The sequence below is a fragment of the Clostridium intestinale genome (assembly GCF_035905475.1).
In the GTDB taxonomy this organism is placed as follows: domain Bacteria; phylum Bacillota; class Clostridia; order Clostridiales; family Clostridiaceae; genus Clostridium_T; species Clostridium_T intestinale.
Genome location: NZ_CP121166.1, coordinates 2,594,449 through 2,618,126, shown reverse-complemented (window position 1 = coordinate 2,618,126; position 23,678 = coordinate 2,594,449). Strand labels below are relative to the sequence as shown.

Genomic DNA, 23,678 nt, shown 5'->3' with positions numbered 1-23,678 from the left:
CAATTTAAAGCTTCTCAATTTTAAGCATATTAGTTCCACCAACATGAGTAGTTGGCATTCCAGCGGCTACTAATATATTATCACCTGAGGTAGCAAGTTCAAGGCTTGAAGCCACTTTTCTTGCTTCACTTAATATTTCATCTGTGGTACTAAACATATCACAGGTTTCAGGAATTATTCCAAAGTTTAATGATAAACTTCTTCTTACTTTTTCGTAAGGAGTTATTGCAACTATAGGGCAACTTGGTTTGTATTTTGATATAAGTTTTGCTGTAGCACCACTTTTAGTTGCAGCAACGATAGCTTTTGTAGGCAATATATTGGAAGTTCTACAAGCAGAGTAACTTATTGCATCTTCAAAAGCTAATAAAGAAGGTTCTCTTAAGTTGTTAGTGAATGATACATAGTCAAAATTAGCTTCAGTTTCTAAAGCTATTCTACTCATAGTTTTTGCAGCTTCTATTGGGTAACAACCGGAAGCGCTTTCTCCAGATAACATTATAGCATCTGTACCATCAAATATAGCATTACAAATATCACAAGCCTCAGCTCTAGTAGGTCTTGAATTTCTTATCATTGAATCTAACATTTGAGTAGCTGTAATTACTATTTTACCAGCAGAATTACACTTTCTTATAATCATTTTTTGGATTATAGGAACTTTTTCTATAGGAATTTCAACTCCCATATCACCTCTAGCTACCATGATACCATCAGTAACTTCGATTATTGAATCTATGTTGTCTACACCTTCTTGATTTTCTATTTTAGCTATTATTTTGATGTGTTCTCCATTATTTTCCTTGAGTATCTTTCTTACTTCTAAAATATCAGAAGCTTTTCTTATAAAAGAAGCAGCAACAAAGTCCACGCCTTCATTACATCCAAAAATTAAGTCATTAACATCTTTATCTGTAATAGCAGGAAGATTAATATTAACGTTAGGAACATTTACTCCTTTGTGATCTTTGATAGTGCCGCCAACAACAACTTCTGTCAGAATTTCTTTTCCCTTTATTTCTTTTATCTTAAATTCTAAAAGTCCATCATCTACAAGCATAGTACCGCCCACAACTACATCTTTGCAAAGAGTTTCGTAAGAGATAGAACATCTTTTGTTATCCCCTAAAATTTCTTCAGAACATAAAAATGAAAACTCATCTCCAACATGAAGAGTAGCCTCACCATTTATAAAATTATGAGTTCTTATCTTAGGACCTTTTATATCTAGCAGTATACTTGTAGGAGTACCTAATTCTTCTCTAAGTTTTTTTATTAAATCCATTTTCTTTCTATGGTCATCTTGTGTGCCGTGAGAGCAATTTAATCTTGCTGCACTCATTCCTATTTTTATAAATTCTCTTAAGACATCTTCATTATCAGAAACAGGACCGATTGTGAAGATCATTTTTGTTTTTTGCATAAAATCACCTCTACTATATTTTTCATTCAAATTATTAACTTTAGTATAAACGAATAACTTTAGATATATTAGTGAGATAATGATAGAATAAACTTGTTATAATATTAGGATATTATAATGTCCTAATGTTATAATATTATAATAACATATTTTTACTGAAAGGATGATTAGTCTATGAGAATTTTAGAAAATATAGAGCCAAAGGAAGTCTTCTATTATTTTGAGGAGATATCTAAAATACCTAGAGGTTCAGGAAATGAAAAAGAGATAAGTGATTATTTATTAGCTTTTGGTCAAAATTTAGGATTGGAAACAATTCAGGACTCAGCTTTAAATATTATTATAAAGAAGCCAGCTACAGAAGGATATGAAAATGCTCCTGTTGTAATAATACAAGGGCATATGGATATGGTTTGTGAGAAAAATAATGATACAGTTCATGATTTCTTAAAAGATCCTATAAAACTTAGAGTTGAAGGAGATAATATTTTTGCTACAGGTACAACTTTAGGAGCTGATAATGGTATAGCAGTAGCATACGCTATGGCTGTGCTTTCATCAAAAGAAATTCCACATCCAGCTCTAGAAGTTTTAATAACAACAGATGAAGAAACAGGTATGGGTGGAGCTATGGCTGTTGAGAAAAAGAACTTAGATGGAAAAATTCTGTTGAATATAGATTCAGAAGAAGAGGGATATTTACTTGTTTCCTGTGCAGGGGGAATGAGGGCTAATGTTTCATCTGATATTAAATGGGAATGTAAAAAAGAAGAAGATTCTATTTTAGAGATTACAGTAAGAGGTCTTAAAGGCGGCCACTCAGGTATGGAAATAGATAAAGAAAGAGGTAATTCTAATAAGTTAATGGGAAGAGTTTTAATGGATATTCTTTCTTTTGAGGACGTTAGATTAGTATCTATAAATGGAGGCTCTAAAGATAATGCCATTCCAAGAGAGATGGATGGAATTATTACTTTAAATAAATCAAATGTAGAGGCTGTAAAAGAAAGAGTAAAACATTTTAATGATATATTCAAAAATGAATTAAATGCTCAAGATCCAGATGTTAAATTAGAAGCTAAGGAATTAAATACAAAGGTAGAAAAGGTATTTTCAAGGGAATCCACTGAAAAAGCTGTAAAAATATTATATCTTATTCCAAATGGAATAAATACAAGAAGCATGGCTATAGAAGGGTTAGTAGAAAGTTCATTAAATCTTGGGGTTGTTAAAACAACCGATACTCATGTGGAGTATAATTCCGCTATAAGAAGTTCTGTTGGAAGTCTTAAAGAAGAAATGCTAAGAAAAATAGAAGTAATAGCAGAAACCTTAGATGCTAAGGTAGATACTTTTGGAGACTATCCAGAATGGCAATATCAAGAGAATTCTAAAATAAGAGAAATCTGTGAAAGAGTACACAAAGACATGACAGGAGAAGATGCTAAGATAATTGCAATTCACGCTGGATTAGAATGTGGATTATTTAAGGAGAAATTAGGTGAAGATGTGGATATGATAAGTTTTGGACCTAATTTATATGATGTTCATACACCTAATGAACATATGAGTATATCTTCTGTTAAAAACTTATGGGATTATCTATTAAGAGTTCTAAAAGAAATTAAATAAGCTTTTCAGATAAAGGATATTTATTATTAAAGAAAAGATATTGTTGACCAAATGAGAGATTTTGGTATAATTATGGTAAAGTGATTTTATGTAAGGAGGATACTTATAATGGATTTAAATGATAAAGTATTAGAAACTCTAAAATCTGCTGGAGAACCTTTAAAAGGTGGAGAAATAGCAGAAAAATCTGGATTAGACAAAAAAGATGTAGATAAGGCTATAAAAGCACTTAAGGCTGAAGGAAAGATAAATTCACCTAAAAGATGTTATTATGGAATAGCGGAATAAGGTGAAACTTGATTCAGATAGGATTAGATCCCTATATGAATCTTAGTTGAACCTATCTAGGGTCGTGCCAATGTTATCTCTCATCTTAATAGATGATGTGAGTTTTACAGTGGCTAGACATCAGATAAAGAACATACTATTGGCTTGGTTTTCTAACCAAGCCAATTTTTTTGCATAAACGCTTGACCTATAAAATGCTTTTTATTATAATGAAAGAAGTGTGAATAGGTGAAAATGTTTACTGTAAAATAAAAGGGAAGATTGTCAAAGGAGAGGGGAAATTATAATGAATAAAAGGGGTAAAATTATAACTAGAACTCTATTACTTACGATGTCGTTAATTACAGCCACAAGTTTCAACGCAATTAAAACAAAGGCAGACACAACTGGGAATGCGGCTCAAGGAGTTGTTTTAAAAACTACTCAACTTAAGGTTCAAAAAACTATAGTTGCACCAAAGAAAGATGAATCTGGATCATATGGCGGAGGATCACTTTCAAGAGGTAGTGGTGGAGCTGGCGGTAATGTGGTTTCTTATGCATATAATTTTATAGGAAGACCATATGTGTATGGAGCATCAGGTCCAAAGAGCTTTGACTGTTCAGGATTAACTATGTATGTATATAGCAAGTTTGGATATTCTTTACCTCATTATACAGGTTCACAATTTTCTATGGGTTCAGCTGTATCAAGATCTAATCTATCAGCTGGAGATTTGGTTTTCTTCAATACCTATGGTTCTATAAGCCATGTTGGTATATACATTGGGGGAGGGGACTTTATACATGCCCCATCGTCAGGTAAAAATGTTACAATAAGCTCTTTAAATGATTCTTATTACTCAAGCAGATATGCAGGAGCTAGAAGAATAGCACAATAGAAAGTTAAAGCATCTAAAATATTAGGTGCTTTTTATTTTTTTATTTATTTTACATAAGTAATCATAAAACTCCCAGTTACATAATATTATATACAGTAGTAGTTAAGTAAGGAGGGTTTTATGAAGTACACTAGATATAATTATAAGAAAAAAAATGATAAAGGATTTAAATCCCTGACTTTTTTTATAACCATTGTTATTCTTGCAGTGATTTTAGGAACAATGTTATCTAAATTTATCTTTAAAGGAGATTTTTCTATAGAAGATATAATAGGTACAAAAGATAAGCCGAGTAATAATGAAACACAAGTTACAGACTCAAAAGTGTATGGAACTTTTGAATTAATACAGTGTGGATATTATAGTGAAGAGAAATATGCTTTAGAAACACAAAAAAAATTAAGTGGTACTATACCTGTGTATTTAATAAAAGATGGAGATAAATACAGGGTTATATCAGGAATATATATGCTTGATAAAGGTGATGAAGATAAAAATAAGATAACATCTCTAGGAACTCAGGCTGTTAGACTAAAAATAGATATTCAAGGGAAATCTTATTATGACTCCTTTATATATGGACTAGTAGATGGATATATGAAAATGCTAGATGGGCTAAAGGATAGTAGTGTAAAGAGTGTCACTACTGAAAAGTTTAAAACTTGGGTATCTGATATTGAAGAAAAAGAAGATAGGGCTAGTGAAATAAAAGCAATAAAAGAACATGTAAATAACCTTCCTGCAGAGCTAACAAGGGATAATATATCCGGAGAACTAGAATTTTTATATTCTTTAATAGGACCTTATAAAAGTTCATAAAGTCATAAATGTAATTAATAATAAGACTGTAAAACTAGAATAATTAGTTTTATAGTCTTTTTTATACACTCCTATTCGGTAGACACGCACTGCTTATCTGTAGAAGTTCGAAGAACTTCATCAAATTCCTTCTATTTTTCAGCGCCAGTCTAATCTTTCTAATCCATGTACTCTATATGATATTTAAAAAATCAAACAATTGTTACAATTCCTCGAAAAAAACAAAAAATTTAGTTGGAAAATGAATGAAGAGTAGGCAGAAAAAGTAGACTACCGTAATGAATGGTTGAATGGTTGAATATCGCAATGTCTTAATGTCGTAATAGCACTATATCTTAATATCACAATGTCATAATATCGTAATGTCATAATAGCCTAATATCGCATGAAGTTAAAATAAATTTAATGGAGCTTGAGAAGCAGGAAATATTACAGAAAGGTTAAAAGGTTTCAATATGATTAAAAATTCCTTAAAAAAGTTAAAGGCACTTGTATATAAAATACATAAATGATAAACTATATTAGATGTAAAGGGAGTAAAATGCCTATACAGCAAGGTTTATCCTAATATGCATGTTATAAATGGTATATTATTGGTAATAATATTTAAATAAGATATTAGGAGTGATAAAAGTGGGATTTGTTTTAGCTTCTGCTTCTGAGCGTAGGAAGGAATTATTAACTAGACTTTGTGAAGAGTTTAGAGTAATAGAAAGCTTCTTTCCGGAAGAAAAAGTAGTTTTTAACGGCAACTTAGAAGAGTATGTTAAGGAATTATCACTAGGTAAGGCAAAATATGTAGCAGACAACTTAGACACCGAAGATATCATAATAGCAGCTGATACTATAGTAGCTATTGGAGATTTAATATTAGGGAAGCCTAATGATAAAGATGATGCCTATAACATGTTAAAATCTTTAAGTGGAAAAGTACATAATGTATATACCGGAGTTACGGTATTGGACCTGAGAAGTAAAAAGATTATAAGTGAAGCCGTATGCACAAAGGTTAAGTTTTCACATCTTAGTGATGATGAAATTCTATCATATGTTGATAGTGGGGATCCTTTAGACAAGGCTGGAGCTTATGGAATTCAGGGACGCGGAGGGGTTTTTGTAGAGCGTATAGAGGGATGCTACTATAATGTAGTAGGTCTTCCTTTGAATAAATTGGATAAAATGTTGAAATCATTAGTTTAAGGGGGAGGGAAATCTAAAATAATAAAGGAGTTTATTATATGTATAACCTAAAGGTTATGGATTTACCCTTAAATGAAAGGCCAGAAGAAAAATTGTTTTTATATGGAGCGGAGTCCTTAAGTAATACAGAACTCATTGCATTAATTTTAAGATGTGGAAGTAAAAATGAAAGTGTCTTAGGATTAAGTTCTAGAGTTTTAGAAACTGTTGATGGATTAAATGGAATGTTATCAGCTGGTATTCAGGATTTTCTTCAGATAAATGGAATTAAAAAAGCTAAGGCCTCTAGGCTAATTGCCCTATGTGAATTAACAAAAAGAATTAATTCTTATAGGGGAACTGCAGAAGAAATAAAAATCACAGAGCCTAGAATAGTAGCAAACATTTTAATGAATGAAATGCAGAATCTTCCCCAAGAGGTATTAAAACTCATAATATTAAATACTAAAAATGTAGTTATATCTATTAAGGAAGTTTTTAAAGGAAGTTTAAATTCCTCAATTGTACATCCTAGAGAAATTTTTTCGGAAGCTTTAAAGAAAAATGCGGCATCTATAATTATATGCCATAATCATCCGTCAGGAGACCCTACTCCTAGTAAAGAGGATATTAACATAACTTTAAGGATTAAGGAGTGCGGTAAGATCATAGGGATTGAGCTTTTAGATCACGTAATAATAGGGAATGGTAATTATGCAAGTATGAAAGAGAAATCTATAATATAATTCTGAGAGGAGTATAGTAATGGGATTGTTTGGAATGACAAAAGATATGGGAATAGATTTAGGAACAGCTAACACTTTAGTATTTGTTAAAGGAAAAGGTGTAGTTTTAAGAGAGCCTTCAGTTGTTGCTATAAATAATACTACAAAGAAATCTTTAGCTGTTGGAACAGAAGCTAAACAAATGATAGGAAGAACACCAGGAAATATAGTTGCGATAAGACCACTAAAAGATGGAGTAATTGCAGATTTTGATATAACACAAACAATGATTAAAAAATTCATTGAGAAGGTAATTAATAAAAGTTCATTTACTAGCCCAAGAATCATAATATGTTATCCATCAGGAGTAACAGAAGTTGAGAAGAGAGCTATTTATGAAGCAACAAAAGCTGCAGGAGCTAGAGATGTTCTACTTATGGAAGAACCTATGGCAGCTGCAATAGGAGCTGGACTTCCAGTTTCAGAACCAACAGGAAGCATGATTGTTGATATTGGTGGAGGAACCACAGAAGTTGCAGTAATATCTTTAGGTGGTATTGTTACAGCTAAATCTTTAAGAGTAGCTGGTGATGAATTAGATCAATCTATTATTAGTTATATAAAAAGAGAATATAACCTAATGATAGGAGAAAGAACAGCTGAACAAATTAAAATGGAATTAGGATCAGCATTTAAAATTGATGAAGAAGAAAGAAAAATGGACATTAAAGGAAGAGATTTAGTGACTGGACTTCCTAAGATTATAGAAGTAAGTGAAGATCAAATTAGAGATGCATTAAAAGAGCCAGTAGCGGCTATTATTGAATCTATAAAAACTACATTAGAAAAAACACCTCCTGAATTATCTGCTGATATTATTGAAAAAGGTATTATGTTAGCAGGTGGAGGAGCTTTATTAAAAGGATTGGATGCTTTAATTAACCACGAAACTCATATGCCTGTACATATCGCAGAATCACCACTTGATTGCGTAGTTTTAGGAACTGGTAAAGCTCTTGAAGATTTTGATAATATAGCTAAGCAACAAAGAGGATAAGAATACATGAGACTTTTTAAGAACAAACTGGCAGTAACTATAATAGTACTGTCAGTTAGCTTTTTAATTATAATTGTTTATAGCTTTAAAAAAGAGAATAAAACTATTTTTGAGAGTGGTGCAGGTGCGGCGTTAAATCCTATACAGAAATTAGCATATAAAGTAACGGATAACTTTAAAGGTGCAGTAGATTTCTTTTATAATTTTTCGGAAGTAAAGGCTGAAAATAGAAAGTTAAGTGAAGAAAATAAAGACTTAAGAATTAAGTTGATAGAGTACAATAGATTAAAAGAAGAAAATGAAAGCTTAAGAAAAGTAGTAGATTTTGCTAATCAAGATGAAAATTTCGATTATGTTGGTACCAATATAATTGGACATAGTGGTGGCGGTTTTTCAGGTGGATACATAATTGACAAAGGAAGTAAAAATCAAATAGAGAAGGGTATGGTAGTTGTATCTGATAATGGATTAGTAGGGCAAGTTACATCAGTAGGTGATAACTGGGCCGTGGTTCAATCCTTAATAAATGAGAATATAGCTATAGCTTCTAAGATAGAAAGTACTCAAGAAACCACTGGTGTTTTACAAGGATACAAAGATTCTAAAAATAAACTTTTAACTAAGTTATACAATATCCCAATAGATTCACCTATTAAAGCAGGAGATGTAATTCTTACTTCAGGGGTTGGAGAAATACCTAAGGATATAAGAATAGGAGAAGTAATATCAGTAGAAGACGATAATGTAAAAGTAATGAAAAATGCCGTGGTGCAGCCTTATGTTGATTTTAATAAACTGGAATCATTATTTGTTGTAGTACCTAAGGAAAAAAGAAATATAAAGGTGGATAACTAATAATGAAAAGAGTTGTACTTTTTTTTATCGGCATAATACTTGTGATTATCGATAATTCTATATTACCGTTATTTTCTGTAGGTGGATCTTGGGGGAGTTTATTATTTACATTTGCAATTTGTTATTCAATTATAACCGGTCCATGGGAAGCTCTGTGGATAGGTGTGTATTTTGGAATATTACAGGACATATTTTTTGGAACAGGCTTTGGGGTTAATTGTTTATTAAATATGCTTATTTGTCTAGGAGCAGCAAAGGTTGGAGAAACAATATTTAAAAATAGAAAAACTGTTCCTGTTATGATAGTTTTAGGAGCTACAGTAGTTAAATATATACTTATCTATGTAATATTATATTTACTTCATGTAAAAATAGATTTAGAAAACATAATAGTAATGACTTTAATGAACACTTTATTTGGTTTTATCTTCTATAAAAAGATTTACAAATTAACTGAAACGAGATTTATGAAGATACCATGGAAATTTAATTAGCAGGTGATTATATGAATAAAAAAAAGAAAAAGTTTAATAGATATACTGCTTTGATTATGATTATGTTTTTTATATTCAGCGCAATATTAGGAAGGCTAATATATCTTCAAATTGTTAAATATGATGACTATAAAGATCTCGCTAATACAAAATCTAGAAGATTTATTGCGGAGAATGCACCAAGAGGTATTATTTATGATGAAAAAGGAAATGTATTAGCTACAAATGTTCAAAGTTATACAGTAACTTTTACAAGTACTGAAGAATCAAATGCAGCTTTTTATGATACCATGAGTAAAACTTTTAAGCTTCTGGATGAAAATGGACAAAAGATTCAAGATGAAATGCAGCTTATGTTAAATGAGAATAAAGAATTTTATTTTGATTTTAAAACTAGTGACCAGACTTCATTGAGAGCTTTAAATATTAGATTTAAAAAGGATAAGGGAATAGATTCTGAATTAAGAAAACAATTATTCCCTGGTAAAGAGGGCGACTTAACTTCAGGTGAGCAAAATCAGTTAGATGATGCTATTTTTAACTATTCACCTCAGGATACCTTCTATTATATGGTTAAAAGTTATGCTGTATATGATATCTTAAAGCCTACAAAAGAAGAGAGTAAAGAATATTCTAAAATGAGTGGAAAAGAGATTTTAGATATTCTTCTTCAAAAGTATTCTTTAGAGGAAATAAGAAAATACATAGTTATAAAAGATGCTATTAAGATGCAGAGCTTTAAAGGCTATAAACCTATAGTTATAGCAAACATAGATAGGAATACATCATTTATATTCTATCAGAAGCGTAATGATATGCCTGGGATAGACGTATCTATGGAGCCTGTTAGATCTTATCCGTATGATTCATTAGCATCATCTGTTTTAGGATATATAGGTTCAATAGACGGAAGTCAACAGACTAAATATGATGAAAAAGGATATGATGCTAATACTGATAAGATAGGTAAAGCCGGTATAGAATCAGCCTTTGAGAGCATATTAAAAGGAACCAAAGGTGGAACTACAGTTAAGGTTAACTCCTCAGGTAGAAAAACTGAGGAACTATTTAAACTAGAATCTTCACCTGGGAACAACCTACACTTAACCATAGATAAAAACATTCAATATTCAGCAGAAAAGATGCTTGAACATCAATTGAAGTATTATCAAAATGTAGGAATTGCTTCAGATGGAGCAATTATTAGAAATGCAACTAGAGGAGCGGTTGTGGCTATTGAAGTTAAAACAGGTAGAGTTTTAGCATTAGCTAACTACCCATCTTATAATCCAAATGACTTCTCAATTCCAGGAAAACTTACACCAGAGTTATCTAAAATGTATTTTAGTCCTGACCTAGAGGCTTTTGGTAATGAATATATAAGAAAAAATCATCTAAACAAGACACTAGATGATTTATTCCCAAAGGATAGTAACGGTTATAGACAAGATCAATATGACCTTTACCCTAAACCGTTTTATAATTATGCTACCATGGGATTAACGCCTCCTGGATCAACTTTTAAACCACTTACAGCAACAGCAGCTTTAGAGGAGGGAGTATTTGGGTTATATGAATCTGTGTATGCAAAAACTCTTTTTGATAAGCGTCCAGACTATTTCGGAACTGCAAACCCACCTAAAGACGACAACTGGAATGGACCTGCAGATGTAAGGCGGGCACTTGAGGTATCATCTAATACCTTCTTCTATGAAGCAGGTATTAGATTATATGAAAAATATGGCGGAACAAGTACTAATAAGAGCCCTGCAGCTTTAGATTCTTTAGCTAAATGGGCTTGGAGATTTGGATTAGGAGTAGATCCTACAGGAAATCAAAAAGCTTCTACAGGTATTGAAATAGCTGAAAATTTTGGGCAGGTCTATAACTTTATATCCTTTAAGAATAGGTCTATAAATTCTTTTATGTTTAATATAGTAGAATTTGCAGAAAATGGTACGTTAAAAGACTATAAAAATACCATGTATCCTATGGATTTAGCAAAAAATGATAGTGATGATGATAAACTAAAAGAAGCAAAGGAAAATGTTAAAAATATAATAAAAGAAAATCTACAAAAGGTTGGAACAGAGGCTGAATTAAGCCAAGGTGAGAGCAAAAATGATTTAGTTGCAAAATTAAAGCCTGTAATTCAAGAGATTTATGATAATTCTCCTAAGTATCAAGAAAAGGTTAAAAATGCTAATGTTACGCCTAAAACGGCTATAGAATCAGCAGCAGATAAAATAGGCGATTATGTAGTATATTCTGCAGCAGTTGAAATTAAAGCTGTGGCTCAAATATCTTATGCATCTATAGGTCAAAGTATGAATGCATTTACTCCAGTACAGTTAGCAAGTTATATATCTACAGTAACTAATGGAGGAACAAGATATAAAGTTCATTTAGTAGATAAGATTACCGATTCACAAGGAAATGTTGTGGAAGAGTTTAAGCCAGAGGTTTTAGATCAGGTAAATATAAGTGAATCAACTCTTCAAGCTGTTAAAACTGGTATGAAAATGGCTAACGGAAGTAATGCAGGTGGTGGTGGAGCCGGTACTGCTGCAAGTACTTTCCAAAAGCTTAATCCTTATTTAAGTTCTGGAGGTAAAACTGGTACGGCTACCTTTAGTGATAAACAAGATGAAATAGCAAGAGCACCATATGGAGTTTACGTAGGCGTGGCTCCAATAGAAGATCCTCAGATAGCTGTTGCAGTTGTTCTTTATGATGCTGCCCACGGTTCTTATGCGGCACCAGTAGCAAGAGCTATATTTGAAACCTATTTTAGAGATGATTTAAAAGCTAAAGGTTATACAGCGGATTATCAAGAAGATGTAGGTGGGAAGTATGATTATACATTAAATCCTCCGCTTCAAGATAATAATACAGTGAACACTAATACTCAAGGAAATTAAAACTCGGCCTAGTGCCGAGTTTTTTTATTTATAAATAATAAAATTTAAATAACTTTACTGTTGGAGAACTGCTAGAATTAAAATATAGGATATTTGTTAAGAAAGAATTGTTAATATTAATGAGGGTTGAGAATATGATGAAAAAAACTAGTAAGATGGTGAAAATAATAAAACTAACTGTACTGATGATAATATTACTTTTGTTAATAAAAGTCCCAACAATAAAGTATACAAAGGAAAAAAGTAGAGAGATAGATGGATATGCAAGCTTGGAAGTAAATAAGTCATGGGATGAATTGGTATATATAGAAGAAGGTAAAGAGAAGTTAGAAGCTTATATACAAGAGCAGAGATTAGATAACATTAAAGACAATGCCTTAATTCTATATGGCAATGTTCCTTGGAATGAACTAAGTGAGTATAAAAATGGTAATCCAATATTTAGCAAAATTAAGATTTATGGAGAATTTACTAATAAATTAAATGACGAAAATATTTTATATTTTAGTGTATCTAAGTGGGAGTTAATAGAGAGAAATGTTAATTTAAGTAGTTCATATATATGGAAGAAGATAGGCCTACCTTATTATATAATTTTAATTGCAGATATATATTTTATAATAAGTAGCATTAGAGGGCTTATTGGTTATAAGATTACAAACATAAAATGATAATTTCATTAAATGTCCGAATGTTCGAATGTTAGGACAAATGGATACAAAACTATTTAACTATTAATTGTTAATTTAATTGTTGTGTATTATAATTAAATTTAAGAGAATATAATAATAAGTTAAATCCTAGTTTGAGAGGTTACATATGCTTGATGATAGAATTGTTATTAAAGGTAATAGAGAAGGCTTAGTGGCTATAATTAAATTTACTGCCTTTAAGGATTTTCAAGATATGCTTGAAGTTTTTTTGGAAAGATTAAATAAGGGGAAAAAATTTTATAAAGGTGCAACAATAACTATTAAGACTGAACTTAAATACATAGATGAAAGAGAAGTTAGATTGTTAAAGCATTCTCTTTTTGATGAAGTTGGTATAAAAGAATGCATATTTAAAGATATTGATGAAAAAGATATAAAGATTTTTTCAGGAATATATGAAGGAAGAACCAAGTTCATACGAAAAACTATAAGAGGGGGCCAAAGAGTAGATTATAATGGCAACATTGTTATAGTTGGAGATATTAATTCAGGATCAGAGGTTTATGCCTGGGGAAATATTATTGTACTTGGAAGAATAAGAGGCCAAGTACATGCTGGGATAAATGGAAACACAAAAGCTATAATAGCTGCGTTTTCTTTGGAACCAGAGCTTCTTCAGATAGGAGACATAATTACCATATCACCTGAAGGTGATGATAAGCCTAGATATCCAGAAGTAGCTAAGATTAAAGATGGGGTTATAATGGTAGAACCCTATTTACCTAATAAATTCGCATATAAATAACATAGTGGAGGGATTTTAGAATGGGAGAGTCAATAGTTATAACGTCAGGTAAAGGTGGAGTAGGAAAAACAACTACCACAGCTAATATAGGTACAGCCCTTGCAGCTTTAGGTAAAAAAGTAGTAGTTGTAGATGGTGACACTGGACTTAGAAATCTTGATGTTTTAATGGGATTAGAAAATAGAATAGTTTATACGATAATTGATGTAATAGAGAAAAGATGTAGGACAAAACAAGCACTTATTAAGGATAAAAGATTCCCTAATCTATGTTTATTACCTACAGCTCAAACCAAGGATAAAAATGACATAAAACCTAATCAAATGCTTAGTTTAGTTAATGAATTAAAAGAAGAGTTCGATTTTGTAATTATAGATTGTCCAGCAGGTATAGAGCAAGGATTTGAAAATGCTATAGTTGGTGCTGACAAAGCAGTAGTAGTAGTTAATCCAGAAATTACTTCTGTAAGAGATGCAGATAGAGTTATAGGAAAATTAGATTCAAAAGGTTTAGAAGATCACGTAGTTATAGTAAATAGATTAAATTATGAGATGACCCAAAATGGAGACATGCTTGATATCTCTGATATTATAGAAACTTTATCAATAAAGCTTTTAGGGGTAGTTCCAGATGATAAATCTATAACTGTTTCTACAAATAAAGGAGAACCTATAGTATTAGATGAAAAAGCAATGTCTGGACAAGCGTTTAGAAATATTGCAAGAAGACTTCTTGGAGAAGAAGTACCTTTAATGGATTTAAACACTGATGGCGGCGGATTTTTTGGTTCTTTAAAGAAATTATTTAAACGTAAATAGGGGGCGGAGTAGAAATGGAATTACTGAACAAGTTTTTTAATAATAAACCTACACCGAAAGACGTGGCAAAGGATAGATTGAGACTAATACTTATACATGACAGAGGGGAAATAGACCCTGAACTTATGGAAAGAATTAAAGAAGATATATTAGAAGCAATATCAAAATATGTAGATATAGATTCTTCTAATATGGAGTTTGCTGTAACAAAAGCAGAAGTTGAGGAAGGTATATCTCCAGCTTTAGTTGCAAATATTCCAATAAAAAATGTTAAGGTTAGATAAATGAAAAGTTGTACATGTTTATGTACGACTTTTTTCTTTACAAAAAGATAACTTTTTCTTAAAACTTAATGAATTAATAGTAAGCTTTATGGTGAAAAATTATAATATGAGTTATAATAGGATAGAAATGATAAAATGGAGGCGTGCTAATGCTTGGAAAATTAAAATTGGATTTAAAAATCCTAAAGGAATTGGATTTCACACTTTTGCTTGCATCAATTATGACAGTTCTTTTTGGCTGCCTCAATATATATTTAGCAACAAAAGGTTCACCGGAAACTTTAAATTCCTTTAAAAAACAATTGTTATTTTTAGGACTTTCTATAGTAGTAATTTATTTTATGTTACTTATAGATTATATAATGCTCAAAAATTATGCCTTAATCTTTTACATATTATCAACATTGCTTTTAGCAGTTACTCCTTTTTTAGGAAAGACTATAAATGGAGCTACTGGTTGGATAAGAATAGGTGGATTTTCTATGCAACCTTCAGAACTAGCCAAGATAGCTATTATAATATTAGTGGCCAAAAAGCTTGAAGATATGGATGGAAAGATTAATGATGTTAAGAACTTCTTTATACTAGCAGCTTATATAATTGTTCCAGTATTATTCATAGTGAAACAACCAGATATGGGAATGACTATGGTTTGTTTCTTTAGCGTTTTAGGAATGTTTTTTATAGCTGGTTTAGATATGAGAATAATAGGTGGAGGATTATTATCACTAGTAGTTGCAATTGTAATAGTATGGAATTCAGGACTTATTCATACATATCAAAAAGCTAGACTTACTAGCTTCTTAAATCCAGAAGCAGATGAACTTAACACAGGACTTCAGCTTACTCAGTCTATGATAGGGATAGGTTCAGGAGGTTTATTTGGTACTGGTGCAGATTTAAACATTAATGCTACTACTGGATATGTGGCTCAGAATGTTCCAGAAAAACAGACAGACTTTATATTTGCTGTAGTTGGAGAACACTGGGGAACTCTAGGAGCTATATTTCTATTAACCTTATATGGGATAATAATTTACAGAATGCTTGTAATATCTAGGACAAGTAAGGATATATTGGGAAAAATGATATGCGTAGGTTTTGCATCTTATTTCTTGTTTGCTATACTACAAAATATAGGTATGACAATAGGACTTATGCCAATAACAGGAATTACTTTACCACTTGTAAGTTCTGGAGGTAGTTCACTATTAACTACCATGATGTCTATAGGACTTGTTTTAAATATAGGGATGAGAAAAAAGAAAATAAACTTTTAAAAATAAAGGGGAATGGGAAATATGAATATAGCTTTAATTGCTCATGATAATAAGAAAATAGATATTATAAACTTTGCAAAAAAACATCAGCATGTATTAGCTAATGGTCATAATTTATATGCAACAGGAACAACAGGACTTAAGATAATGGAGGCTACTGGCTTAGTTATAGAAAGATTTTTATCTGGACCATTGGGAGGAGATCAGCAAATAGGTGGAAAGATAGCTCAAGGGGAAATGGATTTGGTTATTTTTCTAAGAGATCCACTAACTTCTCAGCCACATGAACCAGATGTAACTGCTTTAATTAGAATATGTGATGTTCATGAGGTGCCAATAGCTACTAATATAGGTACCGCAGAAATATTAATAAAATATATTAAATAGTGTAATAAAGAATCAGCCCTTAGCTGGTTCTTTATTTTTGTTCTAGGAATTTAAAAAACTAAATATATATTTAGAGTAGACTTTAATAGAAAGGAGAGTATTGGAGGTTTTATGAATGGGAAGTTATAACTCTGAATATGAGAGCTATTATGCAAAAATAATGGGCAAAAAAAGAGGTCCAGATAGCTACAGGAGAGATTATTCTGTAGGAAATGTAACTGGAACTCAAAATAAAAATGTTGGAGATATCATAATTAAAAGGGTAATACAAGAACTGGCGGGTACTTTTATTTTATTCATGTTAATATTTATGTTTAAAATGATTAAAACGCCTGAGACAACAACGGCATATGCTATGGCTAAAGATATAGTTAATAAAGGATATAGTGTAGAGGACACTATAAATTACGCTAAGACTATGGATTTATCTAGCATCAAAAGCAGTGCTGAGGTATATGTAGATGATATAAAAGAAAAATTAGGTGCTGGAGATAGCATTAAAAAAAGAAGTAAAGAAAATTTTATTAAACCATTATTAGGAGAATATAAGGTCTACGATGAAAAGCAAAAGATATACTCAGTTAGCGTTTCGGAAGCAACTGATGTTAATTCAGTATATGATGGTAAGGTTAAAAAGGTTGGAGAGGATGAGACCTTAGGAAAGTATATGATAATAGATAATGGAAGTGGAATAGAGACAGTATATGGAGGTTTAGCTGAATTAGTTTTAAAAGAAGATCAAGATGTAGCCAAGGGAGAAATGATTGGCAAGGTAAGTTCTTCATTTCTATTTCAATTAAAGTATATGGGAGAAGGACGAAATATTGAAGATTACATGAACATGGATTAGCAATTTATTTAGGGGGAAGAATGAGCAGAAAGGGTTTAATGTTTATATCCGAAGTACTTATTCTTTTTTGTATTAGCCTGCAATATGAACTTTTAGTAGCTTTTTTATGTATTTTTTTTCATGAATTATCTCATGGTTTAGTTGCTCTGATTTTTGGTATGGACATTAAGTATTTACTTATACATCCATTAGGTTTTTTTATAGAGATAGAAAAATTAGAGGAATTTTCAGATGAAAAACAACTAGGGGTTTATTTTGCAGGTCCTATATTTAACTTGATTCTATCGCTTATATTTTTGATGTTATTTAATAAGCAGGGAGTAAATATGTATAAAGATTTATTTACTATTAATATAACTTTGTGCTTATTGAATCTTTTACCGGTGTTCCCTTTAGATGGCGGTAGAATTTTTAATATTATTTTATCAAGGAAACTAACATATAGAGCTGCAACTAAACTGATAGTTTATAGCAGTTTTGTTATAGGAACTGGATTTGGAATACTTTTTCTTTATAGTCTGCTCCTATTACATAAAGTCAATTTAACATTTTTAATGATTAGCTTTCTTGTGATTTACTCGGCATATAAGGAAAATGGAAGGATAATGTATATTTTAATGGGAGATGTGATTAAAAAGAAAAGTAAGTTTAATAAGCAAAAGTATATAGAAAATAGAAGCATATCTGTTTGTTATAAACTAGGGTTAATCAACCTGCTTAGAATGATAGATAAAAATAAGTTTCATAGTTTTTATGTTTTGGATGAGAGTATGAGGCTCCTTGAAATATTATATGAAGATGAGCTTATGGAGGCTTTGAAGCTATATGGAAATATAACATTAGAGGAATATTTAGAAATAAAGGAACATACTTAGGTAGTGCAAAAATATAAATTGTGGTAGAATAACAAAGTAATGAAGAATAGTATATTGGGGATGTGGATTTAATAATTACACATTCCCAATTTTTAGATGAACTCAGGAGGTAAATTGATGAATAGAATTACTGATGATATTTTATTTAGAGTTGAAAAACCAGCTAGATATATAGGTGGTGAACTAAATCAAGTAGTTAAAGATAAAAATGAAGTTGACATAAGATTTGCATTTTGTTTTCCAGATGTTTACGAAGTAGGAATGTCTCATTTAGGTTCAAGAATTCTTTACCACACAATTAATGAGAGAAAAGATACATATTGTGAAAGAGCATTTGCACCATGGCCAGATATGGAAGGGCTTATGAGAGAAAATGATATTCCTTTATATACATTAGAAACTAAAGATCCCCTTAAGGATTTTGATATAGTTGGTTTTACACTTCAATATGAGATGAGTTATACAAATATATTAAATATGCTAAACCTTGGAGGTATAACTATAAGAGCTTCTGAGAGAGGTGAGGATGAACCTATAGTTATGGCAGGGGGATCCTGTGGATATAATCCAGAGCCTTTATGGGATATCGTAGATTTCATTGAACTTGGCGAAGGCGAAGAGATGATGAATGATGTTATTGAAGTTTACAAAAAGTATAAAGGTAAAGGAAAGAAGAAAGAGTTCTTAAGAGAAATATCTAAAATAAGAGGTATATATGTACCATCTTTATATGAGGTTAGCTATAAGGAAGATGGTACTATTAAAGAATTTAAACCTAAATATGATGATGTTCCTAAGAAGATTCAAAAGAGGATAGTTCCTGACTTTGATAAAGTTGAATTTCCTACTAATATAATAGTTCCTTACACTGAGATAGTTCATGATAGAATAGTCTTAGAATTATTTAGAGGATGTACTAATGGTTGTAGATTCTGTCAAGCTGGTATGATTTATAGACCTATTAGAGAAAAAAGTAGAGAGACTCTTTTAAAGCAAGCTAGAGAAATGCTTAAGGCAACAGGATATAGAGAGATATCCTTATCTTCTTTAAGTACATGTGATTATTCAGATATTCAAGCACTAGTTGAAGATTTAATGAGTGAGCATTTAGATAACAATGTTAGTTTAGCATTACCATCAATTAGAGTAGATGCTTTTTCTGTGGATTTAATTAAAGAAATTCAAAAGGTAAGAAAGACAGGTCTAACCTTTGCGCCTGAAGCTGGTTCTCAAAGAATGAGAGATGTTATAAATAAAGGACTTACTGAAGATAGAATATTAGAAGCCTCAAGGTCTGCTTTTGAGGCTGGTTGGAGTACTATAAAACTTTACTTCATGATAGGATTACCTTATGAAGAAATTGAAGATGTTAAAGGTATAGGAGACTTAGCGGAGAAAATATCTGCCCAGTATTTCATGGTACCAAGACATATAAGAAATAAAGGTCTTAGGGTTACAGTAAGTACATCAATATTTGTACCTAAACCATTTACTCCTTTCCAATGGGCTCCTATGGATAGAATGGAGAATGTTAGTGAAAAGATCAGTGCAGTAAGAGATTCTATAAAAGCTAAAAGCATAGTTTATAACTATCATCATCAAAAAACTTCTTACATGGAAGGTGTTTTTGCAAGAGGTGATAGAAGAATGTGTGATGTTCTAATAAAGGCTTATGAAAAGGGTGCTAAGTTTGATGGATGGTCAGAGTATTTCAACTTTGATACATGGATGGAAGCATTCGAAGAATGTGGAGTTGATGGAGACTTCTATGTATATAGAGAAAGAGGTTATGATGAAATTCTTCCTTGGGACTTCATAGACATTGGAGTAAATAGAGAGTATATTGAAAAAGAAAATGAAAGAGCTAAAACAGCAAGTTTAACTCAAAACTGTAGACTTGGATGTACTGGTTGTGGAATAAATGTAAACTTTAAGGAAGGGAAGTGTTTTGCAGGTGCGATATCTAATTAAATTCACAAAAGAAGGAAATATAAAGTTCATATCTCATTTAGATTTAATGAGATCTATTCAAAGAGTAATTTTAAGAAGTGAATTAGATGTTGAATACTCTAAGGGTTTCCATCCTCATATGGCTTTATCTATAGCTCAGCCTTTATCTGTTGGAATAAGTTCTGTTGGGGAATATATGGACTTGGTTTTAAAAAATCCTATGGATGAAAAAGAAATTATCGAAAGATTAAATCAAAATACTTTAGTTGGAGTAAGATTTTTAGAAGCTAAAGGAATAGAAATTATACCAAACACTAAAAAGGTTCCACAATCTATGGCTATGGTTGATCAAGCAGTTTACACTATAAAGATCAAGTACACTGATATAAAATCAGCAGAGGAAGAGTTTAAAGACCTTTTAGGAAAAGATGAATGGATTATAACTAAAAAGAATAAAAAAGGTGAAGAAAAAAGTGTTAATATAAGACCTTTTATAAAAGATATAAAATATTGGGTTAAAGATGATTATTTAGTATTAAATACAAGGATAAGTTGTGGTAGTAGAGAACATCTTAATACAGAGGCATTTGTTAACTATATAAAAGAAAATACTCCAAATGTTAATAATGAAGCTTTTGTAGATATTAACAGAGAAGAGATGTACGCTGAAATTGATGGTAAGTTGCTACCTTTATATAAAGTGAAACTTGATTCAGGTGGCGTTTAATCCTAGCTGAATCGTAGTTGAACTAATCTAGGATCGTGTCACTGTTAGCTTGTGGGCCTATTACAGTGACTAGATATCAGATAAAATAGTATAGAAGGTGTAAAAAAATGAGGGCAATATTTATAGAAAGAAGCGAAGACATATTAAGAATAGCTATTAAAGAAAACAGTGAGTTAACTGAGTGTTTTGTAGAAGAAGAAACCAAAGAACCATTACCAGGAGAAATTTACAAAGGGATAGTTAAGAGTATAGTTCCTGCTATTAAATGTGCGTTTGTAGATATAGGGTATGAGAAAAATGCTTTTATGAGCTTAAGTAAAGAAGTGAGACTTAAGCAAGGGGATGAAATAGTAGTTGAAGTAATAAAGGAAGCTATTGGAGATAAAGGGCCAAAGGTTATTATGGATTTTTCATTGCCTGGGAAATATTCAGTTATAAACTCTAAAGGAAAAGGGATAAATATTTCTAAAAGAATAGAAGATGAAAATAGAAAAGCTGAATTGCTTAAGAATATAAAATCCTTTGAAGATGCAGCAATAACAATAAGAACAAGTGGGGCTTATTGTGAAATAGAGAGTATAATAAATGAATTAGATGAACTATACGAAGAATATAAAACAATAAAACAAAAAGCTAAGTACCATAAAAATCCTCAAAAACTATATGGAGATAATCCATTATTACATAAAATCTTAAGAGATAAGATGGATAAAAAAACTAAGAAGATATATGTAAATAAAGAGGAAGATTATAAAGTTGTTTTGAAGTATCTAGAGGAAAAACAAGATATTCAGGTTGAACTATATAATCAAAAAAGAACTCTATTTGATTTCTATGGAATAGAGAGGGAAATACTTTCTTTAAGGCATAATAAAGTGAGTCTTAACTGTGGTGGATATATAGTTATAGATAAGACAGAAGCTATGCATGTTATAGATGTAAACTCTGGAAAAAACACTAAGGGCAAAAATCGTGAAAAAACTGGAGAAGAAACTAATAAGGAAGCAGCAAAAGAAATTGCAAGGCAGATAAGAGTAAGAAATCTTGCTGGTATAATCCTTATAGACTTTATAGATATAACAAGCGAAGAGTCTAAAAAAGAAATTTTAGATATTTTAAGAAGTGAACTTGAGAGTGATAAAAATAGAACTCAAGTATTTCCGTTTACGGAACTTAATTTAGTTCAAATTTCTAGAAAAAGAAGTGGCAGAAGTATATTTGACATGATTGAAGAGAAGTGTCTAACTTGTAATGGTATGGGAGAAAGACTAGCACTTTCTTATGTAAGTATATTAATAAGAAATGATATAATAAAGTTTAATGGAGAGAACTCTATTAGTGATTTTTATATACAAATAAACTCTCAATATGAATCTTTAATAAAAGAAGATTTATTTAAGTTTTTAACTAAAATTGAAGCATTAGATTGCAACATCTACATAAACTATGTAGATGAAGTTGAATACTTCAAAGTTGAGCCTCTTTTATTTAAAAATCAGATAGAGAATGTAGAAAAATATTTAATTACCCTATAATATAAGATTAAATGTCCAATATTATGAAAACTTTTCTTTACAAAGCATAAGCTATATGATAGAATTTCATAGTAACCGCACATAACAGGTTTTTAATTAAAACAAAGTTAAATCTTTGTACCTAAAATGGCGAGACCGTAATGAGGAGGTGTTTTTAATGTACGCAGTATTAACTACAGGGGGAAAACAATACAGAGTTCAAGAAGGAGACGTTCTATTCGTTGAAAAATTGAATGCTGAAGTTGACTCAACAGTTGAATTTAACGAAATCTTAGTTGTATCTAACAACGGTGAAGTTAAAGTTGGTAAACCAGTGGTTGAAGGTGCAAAGGTTGTAGCTAAAGTATTAGCTCAAGGAAAAGCAAAGAAAGTTGTAGTTTTCAAGTATAAACCAAAGAAAGACTACAGAAGAAAAGCTGGACACAGACAACCTTACACTAAGATCCAAGTTGAAAAGATCGAAGCTTAATTATGATTAAAGTAGTAATTAAATTTCAAGATGATAATATAATTGCAGTTGATATAAAAGGTCATGCTGTTAGAGATGCTGAAGCTGTTATAATAGGTGAAGCTTACGATATGGTATGTAATTCTGTATCTGTACTTTCTCAAAGTTTACTTATAGGCCTAGAGAGTGTATTAAAAATAAATTGTAGTTATGAAATCTATGATGGATACATAAGCTTAGATTTAAGTGATATAGAGAAAGAGGAATTATTAAAGGCACAAGTGCTTTTAAAAACCTTTGAACTTAGCTTAGAAAGTATAATGATATCCTTAGAACAAAGTTTTGGAAAAAATAAACGTGATAAATATATATTTCTTTTAAAAGAGGAGGTGTAACACCATGTTAATAATGAACCTTCAATTGTTTGCTCATAAAAAAGGAGTAGGTAGCTCTAAGAACGGTAGAGATTCTGAATCTAAAAGATTAGGAGTTAAATCAGCAGATGGTCAATTTGTTTTAGCTGGAAACATCATAGTTAGACAAAGAGGAACTAAAATCCATCCAGGTACAAATGTTGGAAGAGGTAAAGATGATACTCTTTTTGCAAAAGCTGATGGACTTGTTAAATTCGAAAGAGTGGGTAAAGATAAGAAAAAAGTTTCTGTTTACCCAGTACAGGTTGAAGAGATAGCTGAATAATTTACTCAGTAGCAAAGCACCCTAAGTTAGGGTGCTTTTTTAAATTTATTACAAAAGTAGCTTAAGAAAAAAATAAGTTAATTGTAACTCTTAT

25 protein-coding genes are annotated in these 23,678 nt (G+C 31.0%); 24 read left to right on the top strand and 1 reads right to left on the bottom strand.

What is annotated here, in order from left to right:
• Positions 1 to 4: 4 nt before the first annotated feature.
• A complete protein-coding gene (gene pyk, locus P8F83_RS13520; RefSeq protein WP_326511557.1) occupies positions 5 to 1,423 on the bottom strand; it encodes a pyruvate kinase in 1,419 nt (472 codons plus the stop codon).
• Between the two features lie 174 nt (positions 1,424 to 1,597).
• On the opposite strand from pyk, the gene P8F83_RS13515 reads away from it, so the two are divergent.
• The 24 genes from P8F83_RS13515 (at position 1,598) to rpmA (ending at position 23,584) form a co-directional block, all read left to right on the top strand.
• On the top strand, positions 1,598 to 3,055 hold the full coding sequence (locus P8F83_RS13515; RefSeq protein ID WP_326511556.1) for an aminoacyl-histidine dipeptidase: 1,458 nt from the start codon (positions 1,598 to 1,600) through the stop codon (positions 3,053 to 3,055).
• A 108-nt stretch (positions 3,056 to 3,163) separates the two neighbouring features.
• Positions 3,164 to 3,343 (top strand): HTH domain-containing protein, encoded by a 180-nt coding sequence (locus P8F83_RS13510; protein WP_073018127.1) that lies wholly within the window; start codon positions 3,164 to 3,166, stop codon positions 3,341 to 3,343.
• 286 nt (positions 3,344 to 3,629) lie between these two features.
• Positions 3,630 to 4,223 (top strand): C40 family peptidase, encoded by a 594-nt coding sequence (locus P8F83_RS13505; RefSeq protein ID WP_073018129.1) that lies wholly within the window; start codon positions 3,630 to 3,632, stop codon positions 4,221 to 4,223.
• Between the two features lie 120 nt (positions 4,224 to 4,343).
• Positions 4,344 to 5,042, top strand: a complete 699-nt coding sequence (locus P8F83_RS13500; protein WP_326511555.1) for a hypothetical protein — start codon at positions 4,344 to 4,346, stop codon at positions 5,040 to 5,042.
• A 633-nt stretch (positions 5,043 to 5,675) separates the two neighbouring features.
• Complete coding sequence (locus P8F83_RS13495; RefSeq protein WP_326511554.1) at positions 5,676 to 6,242, top strand: Maf-like protein; 567 nt, start codon at positions 5,676 to 5,678, stop codon at positions 6,240 to 6,242.
• A gap of 38 nt (positions 6,243 to 6,280) precedes the next feature.
• Entirely contained in the window at positions 6,281 to 6,967 is a 687-nt protein-coding gene (radC, locus tag P8F83_RS13490) for a RadC family protein (protein ID WP_315108525.1), read from the top strand.
• Positions 6,968 to 6,986: 19 nt separating this feature from the next.
• The gene (locus P8F83_RS13485) at positions 6,987 to 8,003 is read left to right on the top strand and encodes a rod shape-determining protein (RefSeq protein WP_021800615.1); all 1,017 of its coding nucleotides are present in this window, start codon (positions 6,987 to 6,989) and stop codon (positions 8,001 to 8,003) included.
• A 6-nt stretch (positions 8,004 to 8,009) separates the two neighbouring features.
• The gene (gene mreC / locus P8F83_RS13480) at positions 8,010 to 8,858 is read left to right on the top strand and encodes a rod shape-determining protein MreC (RefSeq protein ID WP_326511553.1); all 849 of its coding nucleotides are present in this window, start codon (positions 8,010 to 8,012) and stop codon (positions 8,856 to 8,858) included.
• 2 nt (positions 8,859 to 8,860) lie between these two features.
• Positions 8,861 to 9,352: a rod shape-determining protein MreD gene (gene mreD, locus P8F83_RS13475; protein WP_315108530.1), complete on the top strand. Its 492-nt coding sequence runs from the start codon at positions 8,861 to 8,863 to the stop codon at positions 9,350 to 9,352.
• A gap of 11 nt (positions 9,353 to 9,363) precedes the next feature.
• Positions 9,364 to 12,273 carry a peptidoglycan D,D-transpeptidase FtsI family protein gene (locus tag P8F83_RS13470; RefSeq protein ID WP_326511552.1) on the top strand — a complete coding sequence of 970 codons (2,910 nt, stop codon included), beginning with the start codon at positions 9,364 to 9,366 and terminating at the stop codon, positions 12,271 to 12,273.
• A gap of 134 nt (positions 12,274 to 12,407) precedes the next feature.
• Entirely contained in the window at positions 12,408 to 12,944 is a 537-nt protein-coding gene (locus tag P8F83_RS13465) for a hypothetical protein (protein ID WP_326511551.1), read from the top strand.
• 148 nt (positions 12,945 to 13,092) lie between these two features.
• Complete coding sequence (gene minC, locus P8F83_RS13460) at positions 13,093 to 13,731, top strand: septum site-determining protein MinC (RefSeq protein ID WP_021800620.1); 639 nt, start codon at positions 13,093 to 13,095, stop codon at positions 13,729 to 13,731.
• 20 nt (positions 13,732 to 13,751) lie between these two features.
• Complete coding sequence (minD, locus tag P8F83_RS13455) at positions 13,752 to 14,549, top strand: septum site-determining protein MinD (protein ID WP_073018147.1); 798 nt, start codon at positions 13,752 to 13,754, stop codon at positions 14,547 to 14,549.
• A 14-nt stretch (positions 14,550 to 14,563) separates the two neighbouring features.
• On the top strand, positions 14,564 to 14,833 hold the full coding sequence (gene minE / locus P8F83_RS13450) for a cell division topological specificity factor MinE (RefSeq protein ID WP_073018149.1): 270 nt from the start codon (positions 14,564 to 14,566) through the stop codon (positions 14,831 to 14,833).
• 149 nt (positions 14,834 to 14,982) lie between these two features.
• On the top strand, positions 14,983 to 16,113 hold the full coding sequence (gene rodA / locus P8F83_RS13445; RefSeq protein ID WP_073018151.1) for a rod shape-determining protein RodA: 1,131 nt from the start codon (positions 14,983 to 14,985) through the stop codon (positions 16,111 to 16,113).
• 21 nt (positions 16,114 to 16,134) lie between these two features.
• Complete coding sequence (gene mgsA, locus P8F83_RS13440) at positions 16,135 to 16,500, top strand: methylglyoxal synthase (RefSeq protein WP_073018154.1); 366 nt, start codon at positions 16,135 to 16,137, stop codon at positions 16,498 to 16,500.
• Positions 16,501 to 16,615: 115 nt separating this feature from the next.
• Positions 16,616 to 17,350, top strand: coding sequence for a M23 family metallopeptidase (locus P8F83_RS13435; protein ID WP_326511550.1), 735 nt, complete (start codon positions 16,616 to 16,618; stop codon positions 17,348 to 17,350).
• 20 nt (positions 17,351 to 17,370) lie between these two features.
• Positions 17,371 to 18,225 (top strand): site-2 protease family protein, encoded by an 855-nt coding sequence (locus tag P8F83_RS13430; RefSeq protein ID WP_326511549.1) that lies wholly within the window; start codon positions 17,371 to 17,373, stop codon positions 18,223 to 18,225.
• A 117-nt stretch (positions 18,226 to 18,342) separates the two neighbouring features.
• On the top strand, positions 18,343 to 20,196 hold the full coding sequence (locus P8F83_RS13425) for a TIGR03960 family B12-binding radical SAM protein (RefSeq protein WP_326511548.1): 1,854 nt from the start codon (positions 18,343 to 18,345) through the stop codon (positions 20,194 to 20,196).
• Positions 20,180 to 20,902, top strand: coding sequence for a TIGR03936 family radical SAM-associated protein (locus tag P8F83_RS13420; protein ID WP_326511547.1), 723 nt, complete (start codon positions 20,180 to 20,182; stop codon positions 20,900 to 20,902). The genes P8F83_RS13425 and P8F83_RS13420 overlap by 17 nt, the downstream gene beginning before the upstream one ends.
• A 107-nt stretch (positions 20,903 to 21,009) precedes the next feature.
• Positions 21,010 to 22,437, top strand: a complete 1,428-nt coding sequence (locus P8F83_RS13415; RefSeq protein ID WP_326511546.1) for an Rne/Rng family ribonuclease — start codon at positions 21,010 to 21,012, stop codon at positions 22,435 to 22,437.
• A 157-nt stretch (positions 22,438 to 22,594) separates the two neighbouring features.
• Positions 22,595 to 22,906 (top strand): 50S ribosomal protein L21, encoded by a 312-nt coding sequence (gene rplU / locus P8F83_RS13410; protein WP_021800629.1) that lies wholly within the window; start codon positions 22,595 to 22,597, stop codon positions 22,904 to 22,906.
• A gap of 2 nt (positions 22,907 to 22,908) precedes the next feature.
• The gene (locus tag P8F83_RS13405) at positions 22,909 to 23,280 is read left to right on the top strand and encodes a ribosomal-processing cysteine protease Prp (RefSeq protein ID WP_021800630.1); all 372 of its coding nucleotides are present in this window, start codon (positions 22,909 to 22,911) and stop codon (positions 23,278 to 23,280) included.
• 4 nt (positions 23,281 to 23,284) lie between these two features.
• Entirely contained in the window at positions 23,285 to 23,584 is a 300-nt protein-coding gene (gene rpmA / locus P8F83_RS13400) for a 50S ribosomal protein L27 (RefSeq protein ID WP_021800631.1), read from the top strand.
• The last annotated feature ends 94 nt before the right edge of the window (positions 23,585 to 23,678 follow it).